This window comes from Neisseria sp. HMSC065C04 (assembly GCF_001815375.1).
In the GTDB taxonomy this organism is placed as follows: Bacteria; Pseudomonadota; Gammaproteobacteria; order Burkholderiales; family Neisseriaceae; genus Neisseria; species Neisseria flavescens_D.
This window is the reverse complement of the sequence record NZ_KV820396.1, coordinates 45342-70266: the sequence shown is the minus strand read 5'-3', so window position 1 is coordinate 70266 and position 24925 is coordinate 45342. Positions and strand designations below refer to the sequence as shown.

At 47.4% G+C, this 24925-nt stretch carries 26 protein-coding genes; 24 read left to right on the top strand and 2 right to left on the bottom strand.

What is annotated here, in order from left to right; genetic code table 11:
* The first annotated feature begins 16 nt into the window (after positions 1-16).
* On the top strand, positions 17-952 hold the full coding sequence (locus HMPREF3022_RS02795) for a DMT family transporter (protein ID WP_049331377.1): 936 nt from the start codon (positions 17-19) through the stop codon (positions 950-952).
* A 95-nt stretch (positions 953-1047) separates the two neighbouring features.
* Here the strand turns inward: HMPREF3022_RS02795 and HMPREF3022_RS02790 are convergent, their stop codons facing one another.
* Entirely contained in the window at positions 1048-2529 is a 1482-nt protein-coding gene (locus HMPREF3022_RS02790; protein WP_049331375.1) for an aldehyde dehydrogenase family protein, read from the bottom strand.
* Between the two features lie 339 nt (positions 2530-2868).
* On the opposite strand from HMPREF3022_RS02790, the gene adhP reads away from it, so the two are divergent.
* Entirely contained in the window at positions 2869-3912 is a 1044-nt protein-coding gene (gene adhP / locus HMPREF3022_RS02785; RefSeq protein WP_003681279.1) for an alcohol dehydrogenase AdhP, read from the top strand.
* Between the two features lie 69 nt (positions 3913-3981).
* Here the strand turns inward: adhP and HMPREF3022_RS02780 are convergent, their stop codons facing one another.
* Positions 3982-4905: an RluA family pseudouridine synthase gene (locus tag HMPREF3022_RS02780; protein ID WP_049331373.1), complete on the bottom strand. Its 924-nt coding sequence runs from the start codon at positions 4903-4905 to the stop codon at positions 3982-3984.
* 340 nt (positions 4906-5245) lie between these two features.
* Here HMPREF3022_RS02780 and HMPREF3022_RS11845 point away from each other — a divergent pair, with 340 nt between their 5' ends.
* The 22 genes from HMPREF3022_RS11845 to mnmA form a co-directional block, all read left to right on the top strand.
* Complete coding sequence (locus HMPREF3022_RS11845; RefSeq protein WP_239669542.1) at positions 5246-5524, top strand: VRR-NUC domain-containing protein; 279 nt, start codon at positions 5246-5248, stop codon at positions 5522-5524.
* Positions 5525-5660: 136 nt separating this feature from the next.
* Positions 5661-7301, top strand: coding sequence for an HsdM family class I SAM-dependent methyltransferase (locus HMPREF3022_RS02775; RefSeq protein WP_283119032.1), 1641 nt, complete (start codon positions 5661-5663; stop codon positions 7299-7301).
* Positions 7302-7318: 17 nt separating this feature from the next.
* On the top strand, positions 7319-8392 hold the full coding sequence (locus HMPREF3022_RS02770) for a restriction endonuclease subunit S (RefSeq protein WP_049331408.1): 1074 nt from the start codon (positions 7319-7321) through the stop codon (positions 8390-8392).
* A gap of 136 nt (positions 8393-8528) precedes the next feature.
* Positions 8529-9824: a histidine--tRNA ligase gene (gene hisS, locus HMPREF3022_RS02765; RefSeq protein ID WP_049331371.1), complete on the top strand. Its 1296-nt coding sequence runs from the start codon at positions 8529-8531 to the stop codon at positions 9822-9824.
* Positions 9825-10454, top strand: a complete 630-nt coding sequence (locus HMPREF3022_RS02760) for a YfgM family protein (protein WP_004519433.1) — start codon at positions 9825-9827, stop codon at positions 10452-10454.
* 141 nt (positions 10455-10595) lie between these two features.
* The gene (der, locus tag HMPREF3022_RS02755; protein WP_070765104.1) at positions 10596-12053 is read left to right on the top strand and encodes a ribosome biogenesis GTPase Der; all 1458 of its coding nucleotides are present in this window, start codon (positions 10596-10598) and stop codon (positions 12051-12053) included.
* 297 nt (positions 12054-12350) lie between these two features.
* Positions 12351-12647 (top strand): RNA chaperone Hfq, encoded by a 297-nt coding sequence (hfq, locus tag HMPREF3022_RS02750; RefSeq protein ID WP_036493792.1) that lies wholly within the window; start codon positions 12351-12353, stop codon positions 12645-12647.
* A 78-nt stretch (positions 12648-12725) separates the two neighbouring features.
* Entirely contained in the window at positions 12726-13295 is a 570-nt protein-coding gene (locus tag HMPREF3022_RS02745; RefSeq protein WP_049331364.1) for a tRNA 5-(aminomethyl)-2-thiouridylate-methyltransferase MnmM, read from the top strand.
* Between the two features lie 55 nt (positions 13296-13350).
* A complete protein-coding gene (locus HMPREF3022_RS02740; protein WP_003681989.1) occupies positions 13351-13725 on the top strand; it encodes a SirB2 family protein in 375 nt (124 codons plus the stop codon).
* A 15-nt stretch (positions 13726-13740) separates the two neighbouring features.
* Positions 13741-14229, top strand: coding sequence for a 2-amino-4-hydroxy-6-hydroxymethyldihydropteridine diphosphokinase (folK, locus tag HMPREF3022_RS02735; protein WP_049331363.1), 489 nt, complete (start codon positions 13741-13743; stop codon positions 14227-14229).
* Positions 14230-14326: 97 nt separating this feature from the next.
* Entirely contained in the window at positions 14327-14962 is a 636-nt protein-coding gene (locus HMPREF3022_RS02730) for a deoxynucleoside kinase (protein WP_049331360.1), read from the top strand.
* A 36-nt stretch (positions 14963-14998) separates the two neighbouring features.
* Positions 14999-15442 carry a peroxiredoxin gene (locus HMPREF3022_RS02725; RefSeq protein ID WP_003683206.1) on the top strand — a complete coding sequence of 148 codons (444 nt, stop codon included), beginning with the start codon at positions 14999-15001 and terminating at the stop codon, positions 15440-15442.
* Positions 15443-15525: 83 nt separating this feature from the next.
* Positions 15526-16398, top strand: coding sequence for a site-specific tyrosine recombinase XerD (xerD, locus tag HMPREF3022_RS02720; protein ID WP_049331358.1), 873 nt, complete (start codon positions 15526-15528; stop codon positions 16396-16398).
* 227 nt (positions 16399-16625) lie between these two features.
* Complete coding sequence (locus tag HMPREF3022_RS02715) at positions 16626-16826, top strand: (2Fe-2S)-binding protein (protein ID WP_003681978.1); 201 nt, start codon at positions 16626-16628, stop codon at positions 16824-16826.
* Positions 16827-16975: 149 nt separating this feature from the next.
* The gene (locus HMPREF3022_RS02710; RefSeq protein WP_049331356.1) at positions 16976-17209 is read left to right on the top strand and encodes a glutaredoxin family protein; all 234 of its coding nucleotides are present in this window, start codon (positions 16976-16978) and stop codon (positions 17207-17209) included.
* A 69-nt stretch (positions 17210-17278) separates the two neighbouring features.
* The gene (locus HMPREF3022_RS02705) at positions 17279-17896 is read left to right on the top strand and encodes an SMC-Scp complex subunit ScpB (protein WP_049331406.1); all 618 of its coding nucleotides are present in this window, start codon (positions 17279-17281) and stop codon (positions 17894-17896) included.
* 250 nt (positions 17897-18146) lie between these two features.
* Complete coding sequence (locus HMPREF3022_RS02700) at positions 18147-20162, top strand: BCCT family transporter (protein ID WP_049331354.1); 2016 nt, start codon at positions 18147-18149, stop codon at positions 20160-20162.
* 199 nt (positions 20163-20361) lie between these two features.
* Complete coding sequence (gene recN / locus HMPREF3022_RS02695; RefSeq protein ID WP_049331351.1) at positions 20362-22023, top strand: DNA repair protein RecN; 1662 nt, start codon at positions 20362-20364, stop codon at positions 22021-22023.
* Between the two features lie 114 nt (positions 22024-22137).
* Positions 22138-23094 (top strand): glutathione synthase, encoded by a 957-nt coding sequence (gshB, locus tag HMPREF3022_RS02690; RefSeq protein ID WP_049331350.1) that lies wholly within the window; start codon positions 22138-22140, stop codon positions 23092-23094.
* Positions 23095-23162: 68 nt separating this feature from the next.
* The gene (locus tag HMPREF3022_RS02685; protein ID WP_049331405.1) at positions 23163-23546 is read left to right on the top strand and encodes a diacylglycerol kinase; all 384 of its coding nucleotides are present in this window, start codon (positions 23163-23165) and stop codon (positions 23544-23546) included.
* Positions 23547-23677: 131 nt separating this feature from the next.
* Entirely contained in the window at positions 23678-24154 is a 477-nt protein-coding gene (locus HMPREF3022_RS02680; RefSeq protein WP_049331348.1) for a copper chaperone PCu(A)C, read from the top strand.
* A gap of 126 nt (positions 24155-24280) precedes the next feature.
* Positions 24281-24925, top strand: a 645-nt coding sequence (gene mnmA, locus HMPREF3022_RS02675; protein ID WP_070765103.1) for a tRNA 2-thiouridine(34) synthase MnmA, incomplete at its 3' end; no start/stop codon positions are given.

Genomic DNA, 24925 nt, shown 5'->3' with positions numbered 1-24925 from the left:
AAAGGCCGTCTGAAAGATGAAGAAACAAAAACCTTGGCTCGGCTTTTCATTGGCGCTGCTTGCCACCATGACTTGGGGCTCGCTGCCGGTTATCGCCCAACAGGCCTTAAAAGCCGTCGATGCGCCCACGCTGGTGTGGATACGTTTTTTAGTGGCTTCGCTGGTGTTGTTTGTATTGCTAGGTTTGACCGGCAAGCTGCCGAGGCCGTCTGAATTTTCCAAGCAAACCTTGTTTTTATTGGTGCTGGGTATTATCGGCATTTCTGCCAACTTTGTTCTCGTCGCCCTGGGTTTGCACTATATTTCGCCGACAACCACGCAAGTGTTGTGGCAGCTCTCGCCCTTTACCATGATTTTGGTCGGCGTAGGCGTGTTTAAAGAAGCCTTTACGCACTGGCAAAAAATCGGCTTGATGCTTTTGCTGACGGGTTTGGTCATGTTTTTTAACGACAAATTCGGCGAACTTTTCAGCTTGGGCAGCTACGCGGTTGGCGTGATGATGGCGGCTTCGGGCAGCATGATTTGGGTGTGCTACGGTGTGGCGCAAAAACTTTTGTCCAAACATTTCAATTCGCAACAAATTCTGCTCATGATTTATTTTTGCAGCAGCTTTGTTTTCCTGCCGTTTGCCGAACCATCGCAAATTGCCCATATCGGCAATCCGTTTTTATGGGGCTGCTTTATCTATTGCTGCCTGAACACGCTGATCGGCTACGGTTCATTCGGCGAAGCGCTCAACCATTGGGACGCTTCCAAAGTCAGTATCGTAACCACGCTGATACCCGTATTTACCATGATATTTTCCACCATCGGCCATCATCTCTCCCCCGATTATTTTGCCGCTTCGGATATGAATATCGTCAGTTATGTGGGTGCCATGGTGGTTGTGGCCGGGGCATTGCTGGCTGTGGCCGGAGAAAAAGTGATGGGGCTTTTTTTGAGAAAGATATGAAGCATTTATTTCGAAACAGAATAAAACAAGGCCGTCTGAAAAAGGTTTCAGACGGCCTTTATAGTTTCTAAATCAGATTAATGTGAAACGCCGAATCAATAGAAGCCTTCGCGTTCTTCACGGGTGCTGATGTAGATGTTTTTCACTTGAGTGTAGGCGGCGAGCATCATTTTGTGGGTCTCGCGGCCGATACCTGAAGTTTTGTAGCCGCCAAACGGCGCACCGGCAGGCAGGCGGTTGTAGCAGTTTACCCAAACGCGGCCGGTTTCCAATGCGTTGGAAACGCGCAGGCAGCGGTTGATGTCGGTACTCCACACTGCGCCGCCCAAGCCGTATTCGCTGTCGTTGGCCATTTTGATGACTTCTTCTTCGGTTTTGAATTTAATCACGGTGGCAACCGGGCCGAAGATTTCTTCTTGGGCAACACGGGCTTCGTTGCTGCTGGCTTCAATCAAAGTAGGCTCGACAAATTCACCTTTGCCCAAGTCGCCTTCGATTTTTTTACCGCCGGTAATGATGCGGCAGCCTTCTTGTTCGCCGATTTTGACGTATTTCAAAATAGTCTCGAGTTGACCGGCATTGACTTGCGAACCCATTTGGGTGTCGTCTTCCCAAGGCAAGCCGACTTTGATTTTTTTGAATTCTTCAGCCAAAGCATTGACGAATTTGTCGTAAATACCTTCTTGTACAAAAATGCGCGAACCGGCGCAGCACACTTGGCCTTGGTTGAACAAAATACCTTTTTGTGCGCCTTCGAGGGCTTTGTCGAAAGGCATATCGTCGAAGAAGATGTTGGCAGATTTGCCGCCCAATTCCAAAGTGGACGGAATCAGCAATTCGGCGGCGGCGATGCCGACGTGGCGGCCGACTTCGGTTGAACCGGTAAAGGCCAGTTTGTTGAAGCCTTTGTGGTGCAGCATGTATTCGCCGGATTTGGAACCGCGGCCGGTAATCACGTTCAACACGCCTTTAGGCAGTAAGTGGTTGATTTTTTGAGCGAGGGACAATAGGCTCAATGAAGTGCTGGAAGAAGGGTGGATGACGATGGTGCAACCTGCGGCCAATGCCGGAGCGATTTTCCATGCGGCCATCAAGAATGGGAAATTCCAAGGAATGATTTGGCCGACAACGCCGATCGGTTCGCGCAAAACGATGGACAGGTCTTCGGCGTCAAGCTGGGTCGCAGTGCCTTCTTCGCCGCGGATCACGCTGGCGAAATAGCGGAAATGGTCGGAAGCCAAAGGTACGTCGGCGGCGCGAGTTTCGCGGATCGGTTTGCCGTTGTCCAAGGTTTCTTGCAGGGCAAACAATTCGGCGTTTTCATCAATCACATCGGCGATTTTGTTCAAAATGGCCGCGCGTTCGGCAGTCGTGGTTTTGCGCCATGTTTTGAACGCTTCTTGGGCAGCGGCCACAGCAGCATCGACATCGGCGTCGGTTGCGTCTGTGAACTTGGCCAATTCATCGCCATTGGCAGGGTTGTAAGAGGATAAAAGTTTGCCTTCGCTACCTTTCGTCCATTCGCCGTTGATTAAAAGACCATATTCTTTATCAAACACATTTAAATCTTTTGCCATAATACTGTCTCCTTAATGAATGGGAAGGCGTATTTCTACGCCATAAAAACAGCTTATGCTTTTTTCTTTTTAAGTTCAAGTACTAAAAATGATAATGTTCTCAAAATTTACATTTTCAATGTTGTCTCATGTAGCAGGCCGTCTGAAAAATAAAGGATTTGATTGAAATGAAAGTACATTTGTTAATGTATTTAAAGATTTATACGGCCTAAATAGGTTTTGTTATGATATAACATTATAACTCATTGTTTTAAAAAAGATTATGGGTTGACGGTTTCGAACATGGGGAGTATTCTCATTTATAGCTAAACAGTTTTTCGACACTCTAGGAGACGCTCCATGAAAATGCATGCTGTGGTAGTAAATAAAGATGTAGCAGGTGATGTAGAAGTTGTTGAACGCGAACTGCGTCCGCTGGAATACGGCGAGGCGTTAGTGGAAGTCGAGTATTGCGGCGTGTGCCACACCGACTTGCACGTTGCGGCAGGCGATTACGGCGACAAACCGGGTCGCGTATTGGGACACGAAGGCATCGGTTTGGTTAAAGAAGTTGCCGACGGTGTGAAAAATCTGAAAGTCGGCGACCGTGTCAGCATCGCATGGCTGTTCCAAAGCTGCGGTTCTTGCGAATACTGCAATACCGGCCGCGAAACCTTGTGCCGCTCTGTATTGAACGCAGGTTATACTGCCGACGGCGGCATGGCGACCCACTGTATCGTGAGTGCCGATTACGCGGTCAAAGTCCCTGAAGGCTTGGATCCTGCGCAAGCTTCGAGTATCACTTGTGCCGGCGTAACTACTTATAAAGCCATTAAAGTTTCCGGCGTTCGTCCGGGTCAATGGATTGCGATTTACGGCGCAGGCGGTTTGGGCAACTTGGCGGTTCAATACGCGAAAAAAGTGTTTGGCGCGCACGTTGTTGCCATTGATGTTAATGACGACAAACTGGCTTTTGCCAAAGAAACCGGTGCGGATTTGGTAATCAATGCTGCCAAAGAAGATGCGGCTCAAGTCATCCAAGAGAAAACCGGTGGCGCACACGCAGCCGTTGTAACAGCCGTATCCGCTGCTGCCTTCAATTCAGGTGTTAACTGCGTCCGCGCAGGCGGTCGTGTCGTTGCAGTTGGCTTGCCACCTGAGTCTATGGATTTGTCTATCCCACGCTTGGTATTGGACGGCATCGAAGTGGTCGGCTCTTTGGTCGGTACCCGCAAAGATTTGGAAGAAGCATTCCAATTCGGTGCAGAAGGTTTGGTTGTGCCTAAAGTCGAGTTGCGTGCTTTGGATGAAGCGCCTGCCATCTTCCAAGAAATGCGCGAAGGTAAAATTACCGGCCGTATGGTGATTGATATGAACAAAGAGTGCAGCTGCATTCATCACTAATCAAATGATTCAGTGACAAAAAGGCCGTCTGAAAAACTTCAGACGGCCTTTTTTATTGGACTGGATAAATTAAAGCGTAAAGCCGCTTTCAAATACGCGGATTTCTCCGCTGACAGGATCGGTAAACTCTATTCTTTTGGCCAAAAGTTTTAAAGGTTTATCGTAGTCTTCATCACCGGCCGCCAATGGGGTAGGGTAAAGCGCATCGTTCATCAGCGGCATGTTCAAACTCATCATATGCACGCGGAGCTGGTGTTTCTTTCCGGTATGCGGCGTGAGGCGGTAGAGGCTGAATGCGCCGCGGTTTTCGATAAGCTCGATGGTCGTGTGGGCGTTGGGTTCGCCTTCCGTTTCCTGTGTGAGGAAGAATTTTTCGCCGCGTTCCATTCGGGATGAGATATGCAGCGGATAGTCCAAATCCGTCCGCGTCGGCGCCACCGCTTCATAGATTTTTCGGACGGTTTTTTCTTGGAACATGGTCTGATAATCGCGACGCGTGGCAGGGTTGAGCGAAAGCAGCATAACGCCTGCCGTATCTTTGTCCAAGCGATGAATCGGCGTAATGTCTTCAACATTCAAATGCTGTAATTCCGGCCGCAGACGCAGGCGTGTAAGCAGGGTTTCCCGCAAAAACCTGCCGCTAGGGATGACAGGCAGAAAATGCGGTTTGTCCACTACAATCAAATGCTCATCAATATGCAAAATCTTTTCTTCAAACGGAATACGCGGCTCGCTCTCACGGCTGGTTTCACGGTAATAAAACATCGTCTTACCGGGCTCGAATAAAGTATTCTCATCAAACGACGCGCCATCCGCGCCCACTACAAAACCGCTGTTCAGCCGCCGCCGCCAGTTTTCTTCACCGACAAAGGGAAAATGAGCGCATAGAAAATGCAGCAACGGCAAGCCGTAAAACTGCTTTTCATGTGGCAAAACCAAATAGCTGGGTTTGACACCGTCTAAAAGGGGGAGGGGATTGGTACGTTTTTTCATGCGGCGGATTGTACTTGGTTTTTAGGATTTTTTCAGACGGCCTTTATTGCTATTGACGCGATATTGCACTTTTTATCATCATTTTCGTTGTAGGTGGAAATCTATCTTTTATAACGGACAACCTGTTGTAAAGTAGGAAAACTGTATTTTCTCAGGAAGAATAGGAACGACATCTTTTCCGGATTTGATATTGCAAACAGATTAACTATTCAAGTCAAAGGTTGTTTGAAAATTTTGAGGATGGTTTTCAAACGACTTCAGGAGGAATAAATCAAGCATGAAAGGGGCGAGTATATTATCATAGCGGTTGTTTACACATTTCATATGTCGGATAAAACCAATGACCCAAGCAAGCAAAAAATCCAACAAATCCATTGAACCCAATATCGCTGACCTTGCCAACGGCTGGCTGAAATCCTATAAGCTCGATTACAGACTTGAACAAGCAAGTCTAAATACTGAAATCGACAAAGCCTTAGACGACTATTATTCCAAAAATGGCGGCATTGGCGGAAACCGTCCCGATGTGAAGCTATTGCTACAAAGTAGTAAAAACGGGCGTTACTACCCCGTGCTTATCGAATATAAAGGTCATAAAGACAAACTGGAAAGATGCTGATGGTAATGTCGAAAACCGCAACGCTAAAAACGAGCCAATTTTCAAAAACATCAACGGCTATGCCGTAAACGGCGCGGTACATTACGCCAACGCCGTACTACACCATACCAGTTACACCGACATCATCGCCGTCGGCATGACGGGCTACAAAGACGAGCAGGGAGAAATTCGTTATGAAATCGACGTGTATTATGTGTCTAAAAGCAATTTAGGCGTAGGGCAACGTGTCGGTGATTTTAATGACTTTTCATTTCTAGCAGTAGAACACTTTGAAGATTTCATCAGCCAAGTCGAAGAACTCTCACTAACGCCCGAAGAGTTGGACAGGATCAAAGAAAAGCGTGAAAAAGAAATCGATGCCAGCCTGACCAAGCTCAACAACGACATCTACCAAAACGAAAAAGGCTTAGGCGAAAACGACCGCGTCTATCTCGTCGCCGCCGCTATCATCGCCACCATCGGCATACCCGGAAAAGTTGCGCCGCTGGAAAAATCCGACCTCAAATCATCAAACGAACGTGGCTGGCGAGACGGCGATATCCTTGTGCGCAAAATCGAGTCTTTCTTGGAAGAAAAAGCCCTACCCAAAGAAAAGAAAGAGATGATTTTACGCACATTGTCCAATACTCTTCTGACCGAAAATATTAACAAAGTTCATAGTGGCGAAACCCAATTAAAACGTGTCTTTACCAAAATTGTCGATGACTTGGGCATCTACTACAAAATCGGGCTGACTACCGATTTTACTGGCAAGCTCTTTAACGAAATGTACTCATGGCTGGGCTTTACTCAAGATAAGCTCAACGACGTGGTACTGACCCCGTCTTATGTAGCCACATTACTTGCCAAACTTGCACGCGTTAATAAAGATTCCTATGTTTGGGACTTCGCCACAGGTTCAGCCGGGCTGTTGGTTGCTGCCATGAATGAAATGCTGATAGATGCTAAAAACAGCATAGATTCCCCACAAGAACTACGAGAAAAAGAAGCCCAAATCAAAGCTGAACAGCTTTTGGGTTTGGAGTTGCTTTCCAACGTCTATATGCTTGCCATTTTGAATATGATTCTGATGGGCGACGGTAGCTCCAATATCTTAAACAAAGACTCATTGACTGATTTTGACGGCAAATACGGTTTCGGTAAAACCGACCACAAATTCCCTGCTGATGCTTTTATCCTTAATCCTCCGTATTCTGCTAACGGCAACGGCATGAACTTTGTTGAACGTGCACTGAACATGATGGAAAAAGGCTACGCCGCCATCATTATCCAAAATTCTGCAGGTTCAGGAAAAGCCCGAGAAATTAACAGGCGGATTCTGCAAAACAATACTCTGCTTGCTAGCATAAAAATGCCTCTTGATTTGTTTATTGGTAAATCCAGCGTGCAAACTAATATTTATGTTTTCAAAGTAGGCGAACCGCATGAGAAAGACGAAACTGTTAAATTTATCGATTTTTCAAATGACGGATATACCCGTACCAACCGCAAAAAAGCCAGCAATAACCTCAAAGATACTGGTAATGCACGTGGTCGTTATGCGGAGTTGGTAAATTTAGTCCGCTTCGGTAAGAAGAAACTTAATATTTTTAGCGAGAAAGAGTATTACGAAGGCACGATCAATCCGAAAAATGGAGCAGACTGGAACCAATCTGCTCCAATTGACACAAAGCCGACGCTTGATGATTTCAAAAAAACCGTCAGCGACTATCTCGCCTGGGAAGTTTCCAATCTGTTAAAACGCCAAAATAAGGAAGATGACACGCTGGGAAAGTAGATATCCACTTGACTGAGATGTTGAATGAAGTTGAGTGGGGAGAGTTTAAACTAGGAGATTTATTTGAAATTAATCCGACAAAATATTATCGGCTGAGTAATGAAGAAATTATTTCAGTAAATGGTACTGTACCTTTGGTTTCAAATTCTTCCATAGATAACGGAGTAATGGGATTTTCCAAGCTTCCGGCAAATAATATAGGAAATACGATAACTTGTTCTGATACAACGATTGGTGCGGATACAATGTTTTATCAAGAGAAGGCCTTTATCGGTTATTCGCATATTCAACATTTTGTCCCCAAGCCTATAATGGCGAGATTCAACAGGGCAATTGCACATATAATCATTACGGCAAGTAGAATTGCGACAACCAAAAAATATGATTACGGAGCGAAATTCAACAGAAAGGAGATGCGTTCCACAAAAATTCATCTTCCTATCAAAAGTGGTCAAATAAATCTTGACTTTATGGAAAATTTCGTGGCCGAGCTGGAAGCCTATCTTTCAGCCACAGGGCTGAAAGACTACACGTTGACAACGGAAGAAGAGCGGGCATTGGCGGACTTTGGACAACAGCAGTGGAGAAGGTTCAATCTGCACGATTTGTTCGGAAAAGCTACACGCGGCAAACGCTTAAAAAGCGATGACAGGGTTGCAGGCAGCCTGCCGTTTGTTACCGCTGGCGAAGCCGATACGGGCATTTCCGCCTTTATCGGGAATCCGGTTTACCGTTTCAAAGCCAATACGGTTACGATAGATATGTTTGGTTCGGCAAAATACCGTAATTACGAATACGGCGCAGACGACCACGTGGCGGTTGTCCATACCGACGGATTGGAAAAAATGGCAGTATTGTTCATTACTTCCGCTATTCATAAAGCAGCCTATACGGGGGAATTTCATTACGGACGGAATTTTTATGCCAAAGATGCAGATAATCTGATGATTAATTTACCTGTAAAAGATGATGATCCTGACTACGTTTATATGCAAACCCTGATTTCTGCCGTGCAAAAACAAGTTATCAAAGACGTGGTGCGCTATGCTGATGAAAAAATCGCCGCCACCAAAACGGTAACGGCAAGGTAAATCCGTTTAAAATCGAAGGCCGTCTGAATGCGAAAACCGATTTTCAGACGGCCTTTTGATTTGTTCCCAACCTCACAAACCCTTAAAAATCAGCTATAATGCCCAACTATTTGATTTTCGCTTATCCCATATTGAAATGGCACAAAAAATTCAATCTGTAAAAGGTATGAACGACCTTTTACCTGTCGAACAAAAAGATTTCAAACTGACGGCTGCGTTTTGGCAGGCGTTTGAAGATACGGTCGGCCGTTGGACACGCGCTTACGGCTATCAGCAAATCCGTACGCCGATTGTCGAGCAAACCGGTTTGTTTGTCCGCTCCATCGGCGAGGAAACCGATGTGGTCGGCAAGGAAATGTACACCTTCTCCGATTCAAACGATTCTTTGAGTTTGAGCCTGCGTCCTGAAGGTACAGCTTCTTGTTTGCGTGCGGTGGTCGAACACAACCTTCTGTACAACAGCCCGCAAAAGCTGTGGTATATGGGGCCGATGTTCCGCCGCGAGCGTCCGCAAAAAGGCCGTTATCGTCAGTTCCATCAGGTCGGTATCGAAGCTTTGGGTTTTGAAGGTCCGGATATTGATGCGGAAATCATCGCGATGTCTGCCGACTTATGGGAAAAATTGGGTATTCGCGAATACCTGACTTTGGAAATCAACAGCTTGGGCAACCGTGAGGAACGCGCGGCACACCGTGCGGCATTGGTTGAATATCTGACCCGTTATGAAGATAAATTGGACGAAGACAGCAAACGCCGTCTGAAAACCAATCCTTTGCGCGTTTTGGATACGAAAAACCCTGATTTGCAGGAAATCTGCAATGCGGCGCCGCGTTTGGTGGATTACTTGGGCGAGGCTTCGCAAAACCACTATGCACGCTTCAAGGCGATGTTGGACGGTTTGGGTATTCAATATGTTGAAAATCCGCGCTTGGTCCGCGGTTTGGATTATTACAATCAGACGGTTTTTGAGTGGACGACCGACAAACTCGGCGCGCAGGCGACTGTGTGCGGTGGCGGCCGTTACGATGGTTTGATTGAAGAGCTTGGCGGTAAGCCTGCGCCATCTATCGGCTTTGCGATGGGTATTGAGCGCCTGCTGCTTTTGGTGAGCGAATACGGCTCACTGGAAGTGAACGCCGCGCCTGATGTCTATGCAATGCACCAAGGCGAAGGTGCGGACTTGCAGGTGATGAAATACGCGCAAGCCTTACGCGCACAAGGCTTCAATGTGATGCAGCATTCCGGCTACCAAAGCCTGAAGGCGCAAATGAAAAAAGCAGACAACAGTGGCGCACGCTTTGCCCTGATTGTGGCTCAGGATGAGCTGGCAAACGGTACGGTTACCCTGAAAGATATGCAGGGCAAACACGAACAACAAACCGTTGCCGCCGTTGATTTGACAGACACTTTACAACAATGGAAGAACGCATAAATGGCAGCCCATTTGGAAGAACAACAAGAGTTAGACAACTTTAAATATTTTTGGAAACGCACTGGCCGTTGGATCTTTGCCTTGCTGATCGTGGCGGCTTTGGGGTATTTGGGTTACACCATTTACCAAGGCCAAAAAGCTTCAAAAGATCAGGAAGCAGCAGCCGTATTGGCGCAAATGGTGGAAAAGGCGCAGCAAAAAACCGACCCTAAAGCCATCAACGCTGATTTGGCCGAATTGCAAAAAAACTATCCTGATTCTATTTCGACAGCCCAAGCTACTTTGATGGTGGCGGCGACCGAGTTTGATGCCGGCCGTTATGATGTGGCGGAAGGTCATTTGAATTGGGTACTGAAAAACCAAAATGCACCGCTGGTTCAAGCTTTGGCAGCCCAGCGTTTGGGCGTTGTCCTGTTGCAGCAGAAAAAATACGATGCCGCCATCAATGCCCTGAATACTCAGGTTGAGGCTGATTTCGAGCCTTTGATGCTGGAAACCAAAGGCGATGTTTACGTTGCCCAAAATAAAACCAAAGAAGCCGTACAAAGTTACGAAGCTGCTTTGAGCAAAATGCCGCAAACCGCAGTAGGCCGCGAATTGCTGCAAATGAAAATCGACAGCTTGAAATAATTTTGTTTGAAATCAAGGCCGTCTGAAGTTGCAATGACTTTTCAGACGGCCTACACTTATCCTTATCAACCGTGTTTTTAAAACACCTGCTTGTGTTCCGCTCCCGTTTTTAGGCGGCACTTGACACAGAAAGACTCCATCATGAAACCAACCATCGCGCTTGTCGGCCGCCCCAATGTCGGCAAATCTACTTTATTCAACCGTTTGACGCGCACCAAAGATGCGCTCGTGCATGACTTGCCAGGCCTAACGCGTGACCGCCATTACGGTCATGGCAAAGTCGGCAGCAAACCTTATTTGGTCATCGATACCGGCGGCTTTGAGCCGGTTGTGGACAGCGGCATTTTGCACGAAATGGCAAAACAAACCTTGCAGGCTGTCGATGAAGCCGATGCGGTTGTGTTTTTGGTGGACGGTCGCACTGGTTTGACACCGCAAGATAAAATCATTGCCGACCGTTTGCGCCAAAGCCCGCGTCCTATTTATTTGGCCGTGAATAAAGGCGAGGGCGGCAATAGGGCTGTACTTGCAGCCGAGTTCTATGAACTTGCTTTGGGCGACCCTTATGTTATTTCAGGTGCGCACGGCGATGGCGTGTATTATCTGATTGAAGATATTTTGGAAACCTTCCCTGAGCCTGAAAAGGAAGAGGAAGAAGCGAAACATCCTGTTTTTGCTGTAATCGGCCGTCCAAATGTCGGTAAATCGACCTTGGTAAATGCTATTCTCGGCGAGGAACGTGTGATTGCTTTCGATATGGCAGGTACGACGCGCGACAGTATTCATATCGATTTTGAACGTGAAGGCAAGCCGTTTACCATCATCGATACCGCAGGTGTGCGCCGTCGCGGCAAAGTGGATGAAGCGGTGGAAAAGTTCTCCGTTATCAAAGCCATGCAGGCGGTTGAAGCGGCAAACGTTGCAGTTTTGGTATTGGATGCGCAACAAGATATCGCCGACCAAGATGCGACGATTGCAGGTTTTGCTTTGGAAGCAGGCCGTGCTTTGGTGGTGGCGGTTAATAAATGGGACGGCATTAGCGAAGAGCGTCGCGAGCAAGTGAAACGCGATATCAACCGCAAACTGTATTTCCTTGATTTTGCTAAGTTCCACTTTATTTCCGCGCTGAAAGAACGCGGTATAGACGGTTTGTTTGAAAGCATTCAGGCTGCCTACAATGCGGCGATGATTAAGATGCCGACGCCGAAAATCACGCGCGTATTGCAAAGCGCGATCGAGCGTCAACAGCCGCCACGTGCTGGCTTGGTGCGTCCGAAAATGCGTTATGCCCACCAAGGAGGCATGAATCCTCCGGTGATTGTGGTTCACGGCAATTCGCTGCACGCGATTTCAGACAGCTACACACGCTATCTGACACAAACGTTCCGTAAAGCCTTCAATCTGCAAGGTACGCCGCTCAGAATTCAATACAATGTTTCGGAAAACCCGTATGAAAATGCGGAAGACAAACCGAAGAAAAAACCGCTGCGCCGTGTCAGCCTGAGCAACCGTATTGAGAAACGCGAAGGCCGCAAGGAAGAGAAAAACCGCTTCAAGAAGAAAACCAAAGTCAGTGTGAAAAAACAATTCAGCAAATAAGCATAAAGGCCGTCTGAATAATTTCAGACGGCCTTTTTATAATGAAAAACAGCTTGTTAGAACTTTATGGCATATTTTCGATAGGACTTGCCGAATTTTAAAAAACATCAAATTTGAATTTGGAATTGTTGTGAATATGGAAATGAAACAGTCGGTTTGACGGGAAGTTCCCTTATTGCTGGATTGCTAAACGGTGTGATAGAAAAAAATAGTTGGTAATTTATCCTATTCGGGGCTACAATCCCATCAAACGCTGATTTTGGCGTCTTTACAATCATAATAATGGAGCTCAAGAATATGACAGCTAAAGGACAAATGTTACAAGATCCTTTTTTGAATGCGTTGCGTAAAGAGCACGTTCCGGTTTCGATCTACTTGGTAAACGGCATTAAGCTGCAAGGTCAAGTGGAATCGTTCGACCAGTACGTTGTTCTGCTGCGTAATACTTCCGTCACTCAAATGGTTTACAAACACGCTATCTCAACAATCGTTCCTGCACGCGCAGTCAGCCTGCAACACGAAAACAAACAACCTCAAGCCGCTGCCGCAGCTGCTCCGGTTCAAGTTGAGACTGTGCAACAACCTGCCGAATAAATGATGTAACGCATTCCTGTTTTTCAATACCTTACCGCTTTTGCGGTAGGGTATTTTTATTTTCAGACGACCTTTATCATGCTGCTTGAAAACATTCTTCCCTTTGCCCACTCCCTGTTACGACAAGCCTTAAAAGCAGGCGGCCGCGCTTTGGATGCGACGGCCGGAAACGGGCATGATACTTTGCTGTTGGCGCAATTGGTTGGCGAAACGGGTAGGGTGTGGGCGTTTGATGTGCAATCCAAAGCACTGGCGCAGACTCAAGGCCGTCTGAAAGAAAACGGCGTAGATGGTCGGGTAGCCCTGATACATGACGGCCATGAAAACCTTTCGTCTTATATCGACGAGCCTTTAGATGCCGCAGTATTTAATTTCGGTTGGCTGCCGGGTGGCGATAAAAATTGTACAACTGAGGCGGTAAGCAGTATCCGTGCGCTGACGGATACTTTGGGTTTGCTGAAAGAGGACGGGCTGGCCGTGGCGGTATTGTATCCGGGGCATGAAACCGGCCGAATAGAGGCTGAAGCGATTGTGCAATGGGCAGAAACTTTGTCGCAGGAAGCCTTTGCCGTGTTACGCTATGGCTTTGTCAACCGCCGCAATGCGCCTCCCTATCTGCTGGCGATTGAAAAGTTGCGTCAGAAATAGATGTTTGCGGTAAAATAGCTGCTTTGTTTTTCAACCCTCAACATAAGAAACTGCCATGCAATATCTGTTTGTAAAATACAGCCATCAGATTTTCGTTGCCATTACCATCCTGTTGTTCAACATCCGTTTTTTCCTGCTCTGGCGTCATCCTGAGAAGCCGTTGGCAGGCATTTGGAAAGCTATGCCGCATTTGAACGACACTATGTTGCTGTTTACCGGTTTGTGGCTGATGAAGATTACCCATTTTTCGCCGTTTAATGCGCCGTGGCTCGGCATGAAAATCCTGCTGTTGCTGGTTTATATTGTGTTGGGCATGATTATGATGCGTTCGCGTCCGCGTTCGCCGAAGTTCTATATCGTCTACGTTTTGGCCATGTCGTGTGTTGCTACGATTGTTTTCCTTGCTAAAACCAAAACGCTGCCGTTTTAAAAGAGGCCGTCTGAAATGTATCCGCATTTTGCCGTTATCGCTTTGGGCAGCAATCTCGCCAATCCGGCTGAACAGGTTCGTGCCGCTTTGGCCGAATTGGCCGCGCATCCGGATATCAGGCTCGAAAAAACATCTTCCCTGTATCTGACTGCGCCGGTCGGCTATGACGATCAGCCCGATTTTGTGAACGCCGTTTGTACCGTGAAAACTTCATTGGACGGCGTAGCGCTGTTGGCAGAGTTAAACCGCATCGAGGCCGAATTTGGGCGCGAACGTACCTTCCGTAATGCGCCGCGCACTTTGGATTTGGACATCATCGATTTTGACGGTATCCGCAGTGATGACCCGCATCTGACCTTGCCGCATCCGCGCGCGCATGAGCGCAGTTTCGTGATGTTGCCTCTGGCCGAAATCCTTCCGGATTTTGAGTTGAGCGAGCATGGCCGTGCGGCTGATTTGGCTCAGGCTTTGGGCGGGCAGGGTATTCGCCTGTTGAAAGAATAAGGGCCGTCTGAAAAACGGACTAAAACAAGAAAGGGCGTGTTGGACACGCCTTTTTTGCTATAAAATATTGTTGGAAAACACATTACAAAGAGTTACTATGAATCCTCGTTATATTGTTGTCGAAGGCGCCATCGGTAGCGGCAAGACCGCTTTGAGCCGCCGCTTGGCAGAGCATTTCAGCGCGTTGCTGTTGTCGGAGAATCCGGATCACAATCCGTTTCTCATGAAGTTTTACAGCAATGTTTCCAATAATGGCTTGGCTGCCGAGCTTTTCTTCCTGACGCGCCGCGCTGAAAGCGTGAATATTATTGAAGACCAATGCGCGCAAGGCGGAATGGTTGTGGCTGATTTTTTGCCGGAAAAAGATCGTATTTTTACGCCCATCGTTTTGAATGATGACGAGCAGCAGCTTTTTGTCGATATGAAGCAACGCATTCTGCCGCAATACGCGGAGCCCGATGTGGTGATTTATCTGCAAACCGCCGTCGAAAACAACCGCAAACGTCTGCAAAAACGTCACGAAGGCATTATCAGTTTGTTCCCCGAAGGCTATTTGGGACGGGTGCATGACGAATACAGCCATTTCTTCCATTTGTATCAAAGCGCGCCTTTGCTGACCGTCAATGCCGATGAGTTGGATTTGGCCGGCAATGACGACCACTTCCAGCTTTTGTTGCGCGCATTGGAAGATTTTCAAGGTACGCGCAGTTATTTGAATTTAAGCGAAAAATAAACGCAGGCTAGGTTTAGGCCGTCTGAAAGGAATAATATGTCAAAATATCAATTCACACTCCCATCTTCTTCCGGCAGCGATTTTAATTCCGCCGAACATTTGCCGTTGGTTGTCTATTTTTATCCTAAAGACAGCACGCCCGGCTGTACCACCGAAGGCTTGGATTTCAATGCCAGATTGGAACAATTCAAAGCATTGGGCTATACCGTTGTCGGCATTTCGCGCGACGGTGTCAAATCGCATCAGAATTTCTGCGCTAAACAAGGTTTCCAGTTTGAATTGTTGAGCGACAAAGAAGAAACTGTCTGCAAACTGTTTGACGTGATCAAGCTGAAAAAGCTTTACGGCAAAGAATCCCTCGGCATTGAGCGCAGCACGTTTGTGCTGGACGAAAACGGCGAAATCGCCCATGAATGGCGCAAAGTCAAAGTGGCCGGACACGCGCAAGAAGTTTTGGATACAATTTCTCAAGCCTCTTAAATAGGGCTTTGAAAACCTAAAGGCCGTCTGAACGGATGTAAAGCCATGCCGTTCAGACGGCCTTTCAATACAGTTTGATGAATATGGACGATTTAATAGACAAGCTGCTTGAATCCCTTTGGCTGCAAGACAGGCTCAGCCACAATACGCTGCAAAGTTACCGCCGTGATTTGGTCAAAGTCGCTGCGCGGTTGGCCGAGGGTGGGCAGGATTGGTTGAGTGCCGATGAATTTGCCCTGTCTGATGCCGTGTATGCGGAGGGAGAAAAAAACACGTCCCAAGCGCGGGCATTGTCGGCTTGCAAGCGTATGTACGGCTGGTTGGAGGAAACGGGCCAAAGGGCAGACAATCCCACCCGTTTTCTCAAGGCACCGAAATCGGAACGCAAACTGCCTACGCTGATTACCGAAGCCCAAATCGACGCGCTGCTGGCTGCGCCGGATGTGGAAACGCCGCACGGGCTGCGCGACAAAGCCTTGCTTGAAGTCATGTATGCAACAGGTTTGCGCGTGACCGAAGCCGTCAAATTGACGCTCAGCGATATCGATTTACATCGCGGCAGTATCCGTACCATAGGCAAGGGCGACAAATTGCGTCTGGTTCCGTTGGGGCAGGAAGCGGCGTATTGGGTGGAACGCTATTGCAACGAATCGCGCCCGTTGTTGCTAAAAAACAAGATCTGCGACGAAGTGTTTGTCAGCCAGAAACGCAGCGGCATCAGCCGTCAGCTTGCATGGATGATAGTTAAAGAATATGCCGAAGCGGCCGGTATTGCTTCGCTCAGTCCGCACGGCTTGCGCCATGCTTTTGCCACGCATTTGGTCAATCACGGCGTCGATTTGCGTTCGGTCCAGATGATGTTGGGACATTCCGACATCAACACCACGCAGATTTATACCCATGTTGCCAATATCCGTTTGAAAAACATGGTCGATGAACACCATTCCCGTTCATAAATAAAGGCGGCATCTCGAAGATGCCGCTTTTTGTTATTGAGGCCGTCTGAACGGTTATAAAGTTTATTATTTATAAAATAACAATCAAAATACAAATTTACATAGAAAAATTTCAAAACAAAAGGACAGTGCCAATATTGCAATGCAAACCGTTTTTATTTATATTTACGTTCAAGAATAAATCCTACTCTCAATTACAGAGGGTAACAAAATTATTGGAGCACATCATGTTTGTCTGCATCTGCAACGCCATTACCGACCACGACATCAAAGAGACCATTGCCGCCGGTGCAACCACCATGAGCGATTTGCAGGCTCAATTAGGTGTGGCGACTTGTTGCGGTTGCTGCGGCGAATTGGCAGCGTCGTTTTTGACTGCAAGCAGTGCCCAAAATACCGTGACTGCCGGTATTAACGTTCAGTCTTAATTTTAGAATATACACAAAGGCCGTCTGAAGGCGTGATAGAAATCCTTGATTTCGTTTCGCGTCTGTTCAGACGGCCTTTGTCATGCCTGTATGGTTTGGCGGCATTTTGCTATACAATGGCCGCTTTTGTCCCTCCGAGAGTAACCACCATGAAACTGACCTTGATGTTTCGGGAATATTGCAGCCTGTGCCACAAAATGCGCGAACAATTAAAGCCTTATCAGGAGCAGTTTGGATTTGGGTTGGATATTGTCGATGTTGATGAAGATCCGGTTTTAGAAGAAAAGTACAATGAGCTGGTGCCTGTTTTGCTGGATGGCGATACCGAAATCTGCCATTGGTTTTTGGATGAAGAAAAACTGAAAGCGCATTTGAGCGCGTAACAAACCGCTGACCATATTATCTTTCAGACGGCCTTCGGCTATTCATGCCGTATGAACATTGATTTTATTATGACTGAAAAACTTTCTCCCGATGCGCTGATTGAAGCGGCACTGTTGACGCAAGTCGAACCCTTAAACGAAAAAGCCATGCGCGAATTGTGCGTGCCGCCGTTGTCGCAAGACAAGCTGATTGATGTGTTGGCGCAATTGAAGGCCCGCTGGCAGGGCAGGGCTTTGCAACTGGTGCATACCCATGAGGGCTGGCGTTTCCAAATCGCCCAAGCCGCCTTTGAACGACTGGGCAGCCTGCAAGAGCAGCGCGCGCCGCGTTATTCCCGCGCCGTGATGGAAACACTGGCGATTATTGCCTATCAGCAACCGGTCACGCGTGGCGATATCGAAGGCATACGCGGCGTGGCGGTGTCGCAAAATGTCATGCAAACCTTGCAGGATAGGGGCTGGATTGAAGTCATCGGCCACCGTGATTCTGTCGGCCGTCCGGCTTTGTGGGCAACCACGGCAACATTCTTAAGCGATTTGCGTTTGGAAAGTTTGGAAGAATTGCCGCCGCTGACTGAATTGGGCGAGCTGGTGTTGCCTGATTTGATGGAAACGCCGCCGACAGGCGATGAAGAAGCCGAAGAAGCCGAAGAAGCAGTTGGATCAGGAAGCAGACTGATTAACTGATTTGAATGTAAAGGCCGTCTGAAACAATTATGTTTCAGACGGCCTTTATTGTTGTGTAACATCATGATTTTAAATATAATTTTCATTTAACTTAGTAACTTATTGATTTTGTGATATAATTTAGAAATTATTAGAATAAATATCTCTCATTCTGGAATAGTTTGAGAAGGCATACGGAAACGTTTCCCTCTTTATCAATCGGCAGCCCGTTTGTTCTTCAAATATGCGCTGTATCAACTACGGAACCGATATGAAATTCAAACAATTCATTCAAAACAAATCTTCTTTCAACCCAAGCGTGGTCGGTATTACGCTTTTCTTCGTCCTTTTGCTTTTATCAGCTGCTTTGGTTTGGCCTCAAAATACTGAGGCTTTGTTAAATGCCATGAAGCAGTTTATCTTTCAAAATGTCAGCTGGTTTTATATTCTGACTTTCTCTGTATTCCTTATTTTCTTATTGGCGCTTCCCATTAGCAGCTTCGGCAGTATCAGGCTGGGTACAAACGAGGACGAACCTGAGTTTTCGTTTTTATCATGGCTGGCCATGCTGTTTGCGGCCGGCATGGGCGTAGGCTTGATGTTTTTCGGTGTGGCCGAGCCTTTATCGCATTTTTCTTCCCCGATTGCCAAAGGCAATGCGCAAGAGGCGATTCTGCATACGGTATTCCACTGGGGGATTCATGCCTGGGCAATCTACGGAATCATTGCGCTTGCCTTGGCGTATTTCGGTTTCCGCTATAAATTACCGCTGGCGTTGCGCTCCTGCTTTTATCCGATTTTAAAAGACAAAATCAACGGCAAAATGGGCGATGCCATCGATGTGATGGCTTTGATTGCGACTTTGTTCGGTATTATCACAACCTTGGGATTTGGCGCGGCACAAATGGGTTCCGGTTTGTTGAAGATGGGCTGGGTGCAGGACAACAGCTATGTCTTGCAGGTCGGCATTATCGTTGTTGTGATGGCGATTGCCATATTTTCCGCAACTTCGGGCGTGGGCAAAGGCGTCAAAATTTTGAGTGAAACCAACTTGGTATTGGCACTGTCATTGCTGTTGTTTGTCTTGTTGAGTATGCCGACAACGTATTTGATTTTCGCATTCAGCGACAATTTGGGCACTTATTTGAGTAACTTCGTTTCGTTCAGCTTTAAGTCATATACCTATGAGCCTGAGCATACAAAATGGTTTACCGGCTGGACGGTGTTGTATTGGGCTTGGTGGTGTTCGTGGTCGCCTTTTGTCGGTTTGTTCATTGCCCGAATTTCACGAGGCAGGACCATCCGCGAATTTATTTTTGGCGTATTGGCAGTGCCTAGCCTGATGAGTATTTTGTGGTTTACTGTATTTGGCAATTCGGCCTTGTGGCTGGACACGCATGTGGCAAACGGCGCCTTGTCTGCCTTGACCAACGAGCCTGAAAAACTGTTGTTTGCCTTTTTGAATTATCTGCCATGGCCGGTCGTCAGCAGCTTGGTGGCATTGCTGGTGATTGCGCTGTTTTTTATCACTTCTGCCGACTCGGGCATTTATGTGCTGAACAATATTGCTTCGCGCGATAAAGGGCTGGCTTCGCCTAAGTGGCAATCGGTTATGTGGGGTGTGTTGATTTCGGCTGTGGCTATTGTGTTGTTGGGTGCTGGCGGTTTGCCTATTTTGCAAACCATGACCCTGATTGCGTCTCTGCCATTTGCGGTGTTGATGATTTTTATGATGGTTTCTTTGTGGAAAGCCCTGAACAACGATGCCAAATATTTTGCGACCGCCGTCAATCCAGGCAGTATTTTCTGGTCTGGCGATCATTGGAGGGAACGCCTTGGCCAAATGATGAATCAGACGCAGGAAGTCGATATCATCAAATTTATGAAAAATACGGCGCTTCCGGCAATGCAGGAATTGAAAAAAGAATTGACCCAAAAATACAATATGGACGTAGAAATCCGTTGCCTGTTGCAACAGGATGAGCCGTCGGTGGAGCTGGTGGTACATAAAGGGACGGTAAGGGATTTTGTCTATGGGATTAAATCCGTAAAGCGGGAAATTACCGACCAGTTGATTCGCGAAGACAACCTGCCTCATTTCAAATATGTGGCAACGTTCATACCATTGACGTATTTCTCGGATGGGCGCGATGGATACGATGTGCAATATATGACGCAAAAAGAATTGATTGCCGATATGCTCAAGCAGTATGAGCGTTATCTGAACCTGCTTGCCGGAGTGGGGCAGGAATTGATGGGGCATGAACAAGTAGAGCTGGCAGAGTAAAATAAATTTAGGCCGTCTGAACATGTAGCAATATTCAGACGGCCTTTTTATTGCCTGCTTAAAAAATAATTTGTTTAAAATAAATATCTTAGATAGATCATAAGAAAAATCTGATTTAAACTATAAAAAATCTTAGTTATAATCAGTTTATCTAAAGCTATTCCGCATAGGTGCGGGTGATTTACTAAGGAATACTGCAATGCTGTTGGCACTTTCTTTGCGTGATTTTGTCATTGTTGAAAACCTGAATCTTGATTTTCAAAACGGCTTTACCGTATTGACGGGCGAGACCGGCGCGGGCAAATCGATTACTCTGGACGCGATTGGCCTGTTGTTGGGCGATAAAGCCGATTATAGCCAAGTGCGAAGCGGCGCCAAAGAAGCGCAGTTGTCGGCTTTGTTTGACATCAGCGGTTTACCTGAATTGAAAGCGCAGCTGCAGGAGCAAGGTCTTTTGGAAGAAGATGCCGAAGAGCTCAGCATCCGCCGTATTATCGATGCCAAGGGCAAAAGCCGCAGTTATATCAATAATCAGGCAGCAACATTGGCGCAGCTGAAAGCCATCGGCGAGCAGTTAATCGATATTCACGGCCAAAATGCCCATCATTCGTTGAATCAAGAGTCTGCGCAACGCGAGTTGTTGGACGCATTTGCCGGCAGCAAAGAGCAGGCAGAAACGGTCAAACAGCTTTATCAAAATTGGGTCAATGCGAAAAAAGCCCTGCAAGAAGCGCAAGAGCAGGCAGAAACCATGGCCATCGAACGCGAGCGTTTGGAATGGCAGTTTAATGAATTGAACCAATTGGAGCTCAAATCCAACGAATGGGAAACCTTAAGCCAAAGCCACGACAGCCTGGCGCATTCGGCCGAGTTGCTGCAAACCGCTGAGCAGGTGGGCGACAGTATAGACGGAGACAATGGCATCCAACGTCAAATCTATCAATGCCAAAAACTACTGGGCAATCTGCAAAACATTGAGCCACGCTTTGCCGAGAGCCTGAATATGTTGGCAAGTATTGAAGCCGAGTTGGGGGAAATCAGTGCCAATATGCGTGATGTGGCCGGTCGCAGCGATATCGATCCTAATGAATTGGCCGCACAAGAAAGCCGTATGGGTGAATTGATGAGCATGGCGCGCAAATACCGTATTGAGCCGGAAGAGTTGCCGCAAAAGTTGGCAGAAATCGACGAACGCCTGCAAAACCTGCAAGCGGCTGCCGATTTGGAAGCCTTGGAAAATACAGTCGCACGCAATCTTGCCGAATACCACGAAGCCGCGCATATTCTCTCCGCCATGCGTCATCAGGCGGCAGGCCGTTTGGGCGAAGAGACCACCGAGCATATGCAGCATTTGGCCATGAAAGGCGCACGTTTTGACATCGTCTTGTTGCCGTCTTCGCCGACCGCGCATGGTCTGGAGCAGGTGCAATTCCAAGTGGCGGCGAATAAAGGCAATCCGTCCCGACCTTTGAACAAAGTGGCTTCCGGCGGCGAATTGGCGCGTATCAGCTTGGCTTTGCAAGTGGTTGCCAGCCAATACACGCAAGTGCCGACATTGATTTTCGACGAAGTAGATACCGGTATTGGTGGCGGCGTCGCTGAAATGGTCGGTAAAGCTTTGCGTGCCTTAGGTAAAAAACATCAAGTTTTGGCGGTAACCCATCTTCCTCAAGTAGCCTCTTGCGGTGAAAACCATTGGCAGGTCCGCAAGCATAGCGAAGGGGAGCAAACCGTCAGCGAAATCAGCGTCTTGAACCATCATCAGCGCATTGAGGAAATCGCGCGTATGCTGGGTGGCGAAATCATTACCGATACCACACGCAGCCATGCCGCCGAACTCTTGCATTTGGCAGCCGCCTAAAAGCCTCAAGGCCGTCTGAAAATAGGATTCAGACGGCCTTTTCTATATTTTGCCACCTTTCAGGCAGGCAGAATACAAGGTATGATTATATCGTCTGTTTACAAGGAAATTTTGATGAAAGTCCTGTTTATCGCCGATCCGATGGCAAGTTTTAAAACCTATAAAGACACTACTTACGCCATGATGCGTGAAATGGCAAAGCGCGGTTGGCAGCTTTTTCATACCTTGAGCGGAGAATTGTCCGTCCGTGAAGGCTGGGTAGTGGCTCAGGCGGCGGCATTTGAGTTTGTCGGTGCGAAGAACGATGACGATCACGAATGGTTTAAATCAGAGGCAAAAGTTCAGACGGCCTTAAAAGATTTCGATGCGGTCATTATGCGCACTGATCCGCCGTTTGATATGCAATATCTGTATGCGACCCAGTTTTTAACTTTGGCAGAGCAGCAGGGCGCAAAAGTATTTAACAGCGGACAAGCAATGCGCGATTTCAATGAGAAATTGGCAATTCTGAACTTCAGCCAGTTTACCGCGCCGACTTTGGTTACCACACGTTCCGCCGATGTCCGTGTCTTTTTGAAAGAACACGGCGACATCATTATCAAACCTTTGGACGGCATGGGCGGCATGGGCATTTTCCGCCTGACCGAATCCGACCCCAATATCGGCAGTATTTTGGAAACCCTGATGCAGCTTGATTCACGTACCATCATGGCGCAACGTTATATTCCTGAAATCGTACATGGCGACAAGCGCATTCTGATTATCGGCGGGGAAGTTGTTCCGTATGCTTTGGCGCGTATTCCGCAAAACGGCGAAACGCGTGGCAACTTGGCTGCCGGCGGTCGCGGCGTGGCACAGGAATTGAGCGAGCGCGACCGTGAAATTGCAGAAACCCTGGCGCCTGAATTGAAGCGTCGCGGTATTTTGCTTGCCGGTTTGGATGTCATCGGCAGCAACCTGACCGAAGTCAACGTAACCAGCCCGACCGGCTTCCAAGAAATCATGAAGCAAAAAGATTTCGACGTTGCCGCCATGTTTGCAGATGCCGTGGCATCTTGGGCAAAACAATAAACCCAAAGGCCGTCTGAAAATTGACCCGACCGTTTCTTTTTAGACGGCCTTTTTATGTTGAGAATATGATGGAACCATCTTCCTACGCATCTGAAAAAAAAGGTAAAAACGGCATTAAGCGCATCATTAATGCGTTCGGTTATTCCAAAGACGGACTGGCTGCCGCGTACCGTTATGAAAGCGCATTTCGCCAAGTTTTTTGGTTGAACCTGATTTTAATTTTTTTGGCTTTGTTCCTTGATTTCGGCCCGGTCACCAAAATGGTGCTTGTTGTCGCATCGTTTATTTCATTGATTACCGAATTGTTTAATACCGCCGTCGAAACAGCCGTTGACCATACTTCTACTGAAAAACACGAGCTGGCCAAGCGTGCCAAAGATGCCGGTTCGGCCGCGCAACTGATGGCTTTGTTCATGTTATTTATTGTTTGGATTATTGCATTAACTGCTTAAAAATGTGGTAATATGGTAATTCGTTAGGATTAGATAGTATTAATTAATCTATATCAAAGTTTTCAGACAGCCTTTGGTTGTAAGATGAAGGCTGTATATCCCAGCCATTTGGCAAACACAAGGAGCAAAACATGAAAAAATTAATGGCAACCCTGATTCTGGCAGGCTTGGCAACTTCCGTATCTGCAGCCGGTATCCATATTGAAGACGGTTGGGCACGTGCCACTGTCGAAGGTATGAAAATGGGTGGCGCATTCATGAAAATCCAAAACGATGAAGCCAAACAAGACTTCTTGGTAGGTGGCAGCAGCCCTGTTGCAGAACGCGTTGAAGTACACACCCATATTAACGACAACGGTGTTATGCGTATGCGCGAAGTTAAAGGCGGCGTGCCTTTGGCGGCAAAAGGCGTAACCGAGCTGAAACCGGGCAGCTACCACGTTATGTTCATGGGTCTGAAAAAACAATTGAAAGAAGGCGAAAAAGTGCCTGTAACCCTGAAATTCAAAAACGCGAAACCTCAAACTGTCGAGCTGGAAGTGAAAACCGCACCTAAAGCCGACATGCAGCATGATCACGGCGCACACGGTGGCGCACATCAGCACTAATTGCTTGAATTTGCATATAAAGGCCGTCTGAAAGTCATTGGGCTTGCAGACGGCCTTTTCTGTCGTCAAATCAAAATGTGCTAAAATCACGCTTTAAAAAATGTATTTGAAACCCACATTCCGCTCATGAATACTCACAACACACCAGCAAACATCATCGTCGGCCTCTCAGGCGGCGTCGATTCATCCGTTACCGCGGCCCTGCTCAAACAGCAAGGCCATCAAATCAGCGGCGTGTTCATGCAGAACTGGGAAGATGACGACAACGACGAATATTGCAGCATCAAACAAGACTCCTTTGATGCCATTGCCGTTGCCGACATCATCGGCATCGATATCGACATCGTTAATTTCGCCGCACAATACAAAGACAACGTATTTGCCTATTTCCTCAAAGAATACAGCGCAGGCCGCACACCGAATCCGGATGTCTTGTGCAATGCCGAAATCAAATTCAAATGCTTTTTGGACTACGCCATCGAGCAGGGCGCCGATACCATTGCCACCGGACACTATGCCCGAAAAGAAGTTCGAAACGGCGTGCATTACCTGCTCAAAGGCTTGGATCAAAATAAAGACCAAAGCTATTTCCTATATCGTCTCAAGCCTTTCCAACTCGAGCGCTCGATTTTCCCATTGGGTGAGTTGGAGAAGCCTGAAGTCCGCCGTCTTGCCGAAGAATTCAAATTACCGACTGCAACCAAAAAAGACAGTACCGGCATCTGCTTTATCGGCGAACGCCCGTTCCGCGAGTTTTTGCAAAAATACCTG